6 protein-coding genes are annotated in these 6,439 nt (G+C 45.7%); 1 reads left to right on the top strand and 5 read right to left on the bottom strand.

All coding sequences use genetic code 11. The features are described 5' to 3' along the window. Positions 1-49 precede the first annotated feature (49 nt). The 3 genes from QJS83_RS17425 to QJS83_RS17415 all read right to left on the bottom strand — a co-directional run bounded on the left by QJS83_RS17425 (position 50) and on the right by QJS83_RS17415 (position 2,849). Positions 50-421 carry a hypothetical protein gene (locus QJS83_RS17425; RefSeq protein ID WP_284606749.1) on the bottom strand — a complete coding sequence of 124 codons (372 nt, stop codon included), beginning with the start codon at positions 419-421 and terminating at the stop codon, positions 50-52. A gap of 210 nt (positions 422-631) precedes the next feature. Beyond that, positions 632-1,465, bottom strand: coding sequence for a flagellin N-terminal helical domain-containing protein (locus tag QJS83_RS17420; RefSeq protein WP_284606748.1), 834 nt, complete (start codon positions 1,463-1,465; stop codon positions 632-634). 538 nt (positions 1,466-2,003) lie between these two features. Beyond that, the gene (locus tag QJS83_RS17415) at positions 2,004-2,849 is read right to left on the bottom strand and encodes a flagellin N-terminal helical domain-containing protein (protein ID WP_284606747.1); all 846 of its coding nucleotides are present in this window, start codon (positions 2,847-2,849) and stop codon (positions 2,004-2,006) included. A gap of 297 nt (positions 2,850-3,146) precedes the next feature. Here QJS83_RS17415 and QJS83_RS17410 point away from each other — a divergent pair, with 297 nt between their 5' ends. Continuing rightward, complete coding sequence (locus tag QJS83_RS17410) at positions 3,147-4,463, top strand: HD domain-containing protein (RefSeq protein ID WP_284606746.1); 1,317 nt, start codon at positions 3,147-3,149, stop codon at positions 4,461-4,463. Here the strand turns inward: QJS83_RS17410 and QJS83_RS17405 are convergent. Continuing rightward, positions 4,460-5,218: an SDR family oxidoreductase gene (locus QJS83_RS17405; RefSeq protein WP_284606745.1), complete on the bottom strand. Its 759-nt coding sequence runs from the start codon at positions 5,216-5,218 to the stop codon at positions 4,460-4,462. The genes QJS83_RS17410 and QJS83_RS17405 overlap by 4 nt on opposite strands. Continuing rightward, entirely contained in the window at positions 5,218-6,399 is a 1,182-nt protein-coding gene (locus tag QJS83_RS17400; protein ID WP_284606744.1) for an acetyl-CoA C-acetyltransferase, read from the bottom strand. The genes QJS83_RS17405 and QJS83_RS17400 overlap by 1 nt, the downstream gene beginning before the upstream one ends. Positions 6,400-6,439: the final 40 nt, after the last annotated feature.

Genomic DNA, 6,439 nt, shown 5'->3' with positions numbered 1-6,439 from the left:
AAATAGGGCCTGGCATCTTTTCTGTGGACACTGAGCTAATAGAGATCTTTTAGAGGCGCGAACAAGAAACGCTAAGTTTTGTCGTTTGTTTGCCTTCTTGAATCGAAAGCACGCCTGGACGAGAACCGTCTTTCGCTGGAGCCGTCGTCAAGTTCACCGTCAAAGCGACTTTCTTACCAACCCATGTTGTTGGAGCGCCAATACGGCCTTGAGCATCCGCTCTTCTTACATAGTGATTTTCTGAAGACGTCACACCTTCTTCAGTGCGCTGAAGCTGGATCATTGGAATACCTGCCAAACCACCTTCTACTACAAGCAAGCTGACACCTTCACCGACGCAGGAAACGACAGGAACATAACGGTCATTAGCATGAGCCGTGAAAGACGCGAAAAGAGAAGCTAAAAGAATCACCTTTTTCATATAAAACTCCTTATTTAAAAATGCGGAGCTTTTATAACCTAAAATTCTGGATTTTCATAATTGCGGCTTTGTAAGCCGTAGTTTCCGAGGGAAGATTCTCTTAAACTCAATGGATTGGTATAGACGGCGTCCATGAAGTGGACACCCTTGAATAAAAGAAAAGGCGGTTCCTCACCGGAACCACCTTTCCATTGGAAATGAACTTTGCAATTAGCCCAAAAGTTTCAAGGCCAATTGTTGAGACTGATTCGCTTGACCTAGAACTGAAACACCCGCTTGCAACAAGATGTTGTTTCTCGTCATTTCAGAAGTCTCTGCCGCTACGTCAGTATCTCTGATTCGAGAATTCGCTGCTGACAAATTTTCATCCGCGATCAACAAGTTGTTTGATGTTGATACTAGACGATTCTGTAAAGCACCGAAGTTCGCACGAATCGCATTCACCGAAGTGAGTGCCTGATCTACTACATCCATGCTCAGCTGAGCACCTTCTTTTGTCCCTACACCTTCAGCCACCAATCCCAAGGACTCGAGTGAGGCGTTAGCAGCACCAGCGTTGAAGCTGATTCTGTCACGGAAAGGGTCGTTGTTTACGCCGACCTGAATGTCGATCATTCCACCTGTGCCGTTAAGTAATTCGTAACCGTTGTAAACCGTCGCTTCAGTAATACGCTGAATCTCTGATTTCAACTGTTGGTACTCAACGTCCAAAAACTTTCTTTCTGTGTCACCAATTGTGTCAGAGGAAGCTTGTACACCCAATTCTCTCAAACGAATGAGCATATTTGAAACTTCGTTCAAGCTGCCTTCTGCGACCTGCACTAATGAGATACCATCATTGGCATTTCTATTAGCTTGTCTCATACCTCTAATTTGACCTTTGAGGTTTTCACTGATCGCAAGACCCGCGGCATCGTCCGCTGCTTGATTGATTCTCATTCCAGAAGCCAATCTTGCCATTGAGCGATTCGCGTTGATTTGTGTCATGTACAAATTCTTTTGAGCATTCAACGCTGCCACATTGGTACCGATTCTTAATCCCATTCTATCCTCCCTGCATACTTCTTTTCCTCCGTGAAACTTTGCCATCCATTGGCATAAGGCGCGATCCGTGCACCTGTTAAATTAATAAACGGAACTTGCGATACAAGGTTCCACCAAACTTTTCGGAAAAAAATAGCAACCGCTCGAGTCCAGATTTTGCGTTTTCTTTTTTATTTTCAGATGAATTATTTTTTTCGAAGAACTTCGCGCCAAGAGAAAGAAATGCACGAAACAAAAAGACAGGAAAAACTTTTCCTAAAAGACCCAATTTCTCAAAACATTGAACTCAAAAAAAGAGTTCTTTAACTAACGGACACTTCTCATACGAAGCATTCAATTTCAAATATCCAACGTCTGATTTCCAAAATTGAGGTCCGCCGATTTATCGGCGGCCTCGGTCGCAGGAAACAGATCAAAGTCAGCTCTATAAAAAGAGCTTCGGGCTTATATACACTCGGAACCGCCGTCTATACGACGGTTCTCTTGAGGGTGATCTTGATCATTGAAGATAAGATCGGGAACCAAAGTCATTCATCGATTAAGAGAATGACTTGTTCAAGAGTCCAAGTGCTACGTTAGCTTGTTGGTTCGCTTGTGCTAGTACGCTAGTACCTGCTTGCAACAAGATATTATTTCTAGTCATTTCAGACGTCTCTTCAGCTACATCCACGTCTCTGATACGAGAGTTCGCAGCTGACATGTTCTCAACGGATACTTGAATGTTCGAAACCGTTGATTGAAGACGATTTTGGATCGCACCGAAGTCGGCTCTCATTGCTGATACGCTGACAATCGCTTGGTCAATCGCAGAAAGAGCATTCTGTGCAGAAGCTTTGTCTGATACTGACGTCAAGTTCACTCCCAATGCTGCAGAGTTTGCATCCGCTTTAGAAGCATCGAAAGAGATACGGTCGATTTCTGGGTTGTTTCTAGTACCAACTTGGAAATCCAAGATAGAACCTACACCCGCTAGCAACTGAGTTCCGTTGAACTCTGTACCTTCGGAGATACGGTCGATCTCTGATACAAGTTGATCGTATTCCACATTGAGGAATTGTCTTTCTACTGGACCGATCGTATCAGAAGCGGCTTGTACTGCCAATTCTCTCAAACGAATCAAGATCGAAGAGATCTCGTTCATTGAACCCTCGGCTACTTGCACGAGAGAGATACCATCTTGCGCATTTCGTGAAGCTTGTTTCAAACCACGAACCTGAGCTCTTAAGTTCTCAGAAATCGCGAGTCCGGCAGCATCATCACCAGCGCGGTTGATACGGAATCCTGAAGCGAGCTTTTCCATGCTCTTATCAAGACCGATCTTCGTTCCCCAGAGAACTCTCTGAGCATTCAACGAAGCTGTGTTCGTATTAATTCTTAACCCCATAATTCCTCCTCCTTGAAGATTTGCTGAGTTTCGATCCTTGAAACTCAGGGCACCATTCTTGGTACCATGGGTAGTTCATTCGCTTACCTTACTGATCGGTCTCTTCAGAAAATCCTAAAGTGATACGTCTCAATTTTTTACAAATCTAGCCCACAGTCGAGGTTTTCAAAAGACGCGGGAAATCACTAAGTCATTGATTTTAAAATGCTTTTCCATTTTCCAATGACACAAGGTTTGCATTGACATACCCTTGGGTGAAAGCTATTTCCTGCATCAGATGACTTCGGAGGCTACTTAATGGAAATCAGAGATCCCGTTCACGGTTCAATTTACTACTCAGATCCTGAAGTGGCCGTCCTCGATACCGCCGAATACCAACGCCTTCGCGCCATTAAACAACTCGGCTATGCAGAGTTCAGCTTTCCTGGAGCAACTCACAACCGCTACATTCACTCCGTCGGCGTGGGACATTTGGCAGGTGAAACTTTCGATGCGATTTTCCGTGTCTATCCGTTTACAAAACCTTCCGTTAAAACTCGCTTCCGCCAAGTCTTGCGCTTGGGGGCTCTTTTGCATGACGTGGGACATGGTCCATTGAGCCACACGACAGAGCAAGTTATGCCCGCTTTGTCCGAATTAAAAATCAAAATCTACGAAGAGCAGGAAAAGTACGGAAACGAAGCGCACACCGTAATGAATCGTAACCGTCGCGCCAATCACGAAGACTATACAATTAAATATGTGACGGATTCGAAAATCGCAGAGACTATTTCTGAACAATTCCCCGACATTGAACCGATTCACGTCGCATGTCTGATCGATAAGTCTTTGCACTGCCCTGATGATTTCTTCGTCGATGGCGGCGTGGACTTTCGTCCTATCCTAAGTCAGTTGGTATCCAGCGAGCTGGATGTCGACCGCATGGATTATTTGGAAAGAGACAGTTATTTCTGCGGAACAAACTACGGAAAAATTGATCTTTCATGGCTGATCCAGAATATGACTTTCCACCGCCGCGATAACAAAATGTATTTAGCGTTGAATCGCCGCGCGCTTTATTCATTCGACGACTTTTTGATTTCGCGCCATCATATGCACTTGATGGTGTACTGCCATCACAAAAGCATCATTTACGAAGAGATGCTCAATCGTTATTTAACGTCCCCGGATTGCACTTTCGTTTTGCCGGGAGATATCAACGAATACACACGTTATAATGACTATCGTCTGCATGAACATCTTACGAGCGCGGCCAATCCGTGGGCGCAAAGAATTGCGCAACGAAAACCGTTCAAAGTTTTGATCGAGCAGCACAACACTTCAGAATCTGAAAGACCGGAGCTTATTAAGAAAGCTTTGGAAGCGGAAGGTATTGAAGTAATTCGCACAAGCTCGAAAGCACGTCTTTCGAAGTATCATACGGCTTCTCCGGAAGAGAGAGCTTTGCAAATTTACGTTGTGGATCAGTATGACCGCTGGGCTCAACCTGCGCCGATCAATCAGACAACAGAAATCTTCCAGCGTTACGAAGGCGCTCGTATCATCGACAGAATCTACGTCGCGCCAGAGAATTTCGCAAAAGGCGATCAAATCTTGAAAGGCCTTAAGCTTTAAGACAAAGAGATGACTTGGCCATTGACGGCAGAACCATACTGACTCACGAGATAGGTCACAGTATTTGTGATCTTCTCTGGCTCCGTGATTTTCAGATGCGGTTCTTTCTCTTTAAGTTTTTCGACAGCTTCTTTAATGGATTTTGCTTCCGGATGCATCGCCAAGATGTACTCTTCCGTTAGTCCCAATTTCAGAACGTTCACTGTGATGTTGTGCTCGGCTACTTGTTTTGCCAAAGACTGAGCAAAGGGAACAAGAGCTCCCCGTGCGCCCGCCAGAATCGGATCCGGATACACTTCGTTTAAAAGATAAAGGATACGGCCTCTTTTGCGGTTCTTGAGAAAATTCAAAACGGCGTGAGTCAACATCACCGTACTTTTGAAGTTATGCTGAACTTCATCATCTAAGTAGCTTAAGGGATCACCGATTTTATAACGATTCGGTTTATTGTAAGCTTGCGCATCGATGAACAAATCCACACTGCCGAAAGAGTGCGCCGCGGATCCCACGGCGTCTTTGATGTCTTCGGGAGTTTTCATAGGAGATTTGATACTGATCGCACGCCCAAACTTTGGATTAATTTCGCGAGCGTCGTTGATTTGATTGCAAAAGCGCTGGCTTGCCACATTGTCAAAATCCAGCAGTACGCAATCCGAACCCATTTGTGTAAGGCCCATCATCAAACTTTGCACAGTCGTCGTAAAAGGCCCGACGATCAAAGCTGTTCGTTCGCGAAGATTAAATCCGTTTTCCATTAGAGCCTTTCAATAATAATCGCGATGCCTTGACCGCCACCGATACAGGCCGAGCCCAGCGCGTATTTTCCGTTACGACGGTGAAGCTCATAAACCAAGTGATTCATAATGCGTGTGCCGGAAGCTCCCAAGGGATGACCAACGGCAATCGCGCCCCCGTTCACATTTGTTTTTGCCGGATTCAGTTTGAGTTCTTTTTCCACCGCAAGATATTGAGCGGCAAAGGCTTCATTCACTTCCACTAAATCCATTTGCTCCAACGTCATATTCGCGCGTTGTAAAGCCAAGCGCGCGGCTCCGGCAGGACCGATCCCCATAATCGTCGGATCACAGCCTACGGAAGCATAACTCACGATACGTGCCATCGGCTTTAAACCTAATTCTTTAGCTTTAGATTCACTCATCAGAAGCGAACAAGCCGCTCCGTCAACAATACCAGAAGCCGAGGCCGCCGTTACAAGTCCGTCTTTCTTAAAGAGAGATTTAAGTGTCGACAATTTTTCAAGAGTCGAATCCGGTTTCGGATGTTCGTCTTTGTCGACAACAACTGTTCCTTTGCGTCCTTCAACCGTCACAGGTGCAATTTCTTGCGCGAAGTATCCCTTGTCGTTGGCCGCTTTATATCTTTGTTGCGATTGAATCGCGTACTTGTCACACTGTTCGCGCGTGATGCCGTACTTCTCGCCCAAGTTTTCTGCGGTGATCGCCATCGGCATTTTCGCGTAGGCATCCGTCAATGCGGAAGTCATAAGATCTTCAAGTTCAAAGTTCCCCATGCGCATACCATCGAAACGCACTTTGCGAGCGACGTAAGGAATCAATGACATCTGCTCAACGCCGCCGGCAAGAACCGCAGACGCTTCCCCACATTGAATCATTTGCAATGCATTCACCCACGATTGAAAACCGCTGCCACACAGACGATTGACGGCAAAAGCGCCCACATTCACAGGCACTCCGGTCTTCAAACCGATATGACGAGGAAGATACGCGGCATCCGCACTCGACTGGACGACATTGCCGAAAATCACATGATCAATTTTTTCAGGAGAGAGACCGGCTTGTTCAAGAGTGGCTTTGGCGGCAACCACACCAAGATCTGTTGCTGATACATCCTTAAGAGATCCGCCAAAGGCCCCAAAAGGAGTTCTTTTTCCAGAGATAAAAACGATTTTTTCCATGAATTAAGCGTAGGCGCACAAGACCAAGGACACAAGGATA

Origin of the sequence: Bdellovibrio sp. 22V (genome assembly GCF_030169785.1) — a bacterium.
Classification (GTDB): Bacteria; Bdellovibrionota; Bdellovibrionia; order Bdellovibrionales; family Bdellovibrionaceae; genus Bdellovibrio.
This window is presented reverse-complemented; position numbering and strand designations above follow the sequence as displayed.